This window comes from Mycolicibacterium chubuense, from assembly GCF_001044255.1.
In the GTDB taxonomy this organism is placed as follows: domain Bacteria; phylum Actinomycetota; class Actinomycetes; order Mycobacteriales; family Mycobacteriaceae; genus Mycobacterium; species Mycobacterium chubuense.
This window is the reverse complement of record NZ_JYNX01000048.1, coordinates 1-632: the sequence shown is the minus strand read 5'-3', so window position 1 is coordinate 632 and position 632 is coordinate 1. Positions and strand designations below refer to the sequence as shown.

1 pseudogene is annotated in these 632 nt (G+C 75.0%); it reads right to left on the bottom strand.

Going from position 1 to position 632, the window contains the following annotated elements:
• Positions 1–632, bottom strand: a pseudogene (locus MCHUDSM44219_RS30020) (HNH endonuclease signature motif containing protein); the annotation flags it as partial.

The window sequence follows — 632 nt, the reverse complement described above, 5'->3', positions numbered from 1 at the left end:
GAACTGGGCCAGCCGCGCCGACGGGCGGTAGTTTGACTCGGGGTCTGGCCCGGGCAGCCACAGCGGGTTGACCTTCGCCCCGGCGCGGATCGCGTCCGCCAACGCCGCAGTGGGCATCACCGTGAGCCCGGGCAGCAGCGCCAGCCCGGTGTCCTTCAATGGCGCCGGCGCGCAGTCGGTCTCGGCGTCAGTGTCGGCGGCCGGCTCTGCGGCGGCGGGCTCGGCGTCAATGTCGGCGGCGGGCTCTGCGGCGGCGGTCTCGGCGTCAGAGTCGGCGGCGGGCTCTGCGGCGGCGGGCTCGGCGTCAGAGTCGGCGACGTCCGTGGCGGCGGCGGGCTCGTCCACGGCGGGCTCGTCCACGGCGGGCTCGGCGGCGCCGGCTGCAGCACTGGTCACGGCGGCGGAATTCTTGGCGCCTGCTCCGTTGGCCTCTGCGGCGGCGTGGGCTGAGGCGGCGTCGAGGGCGGTCTGATCGGCGATGACGTGGATGACGATGTTCGACTGCGGGCCTGGGGTGTCGGCTTTCGGGCAGTCGGGGGAACCGCAGCGGCAGGGCAGGTGTGTGCGGCCGTTGAGCAACGCGCCCGCGGCCTCGGAACGGCGTTGCCCGATGCTGCGCGGGTCATTGGCGC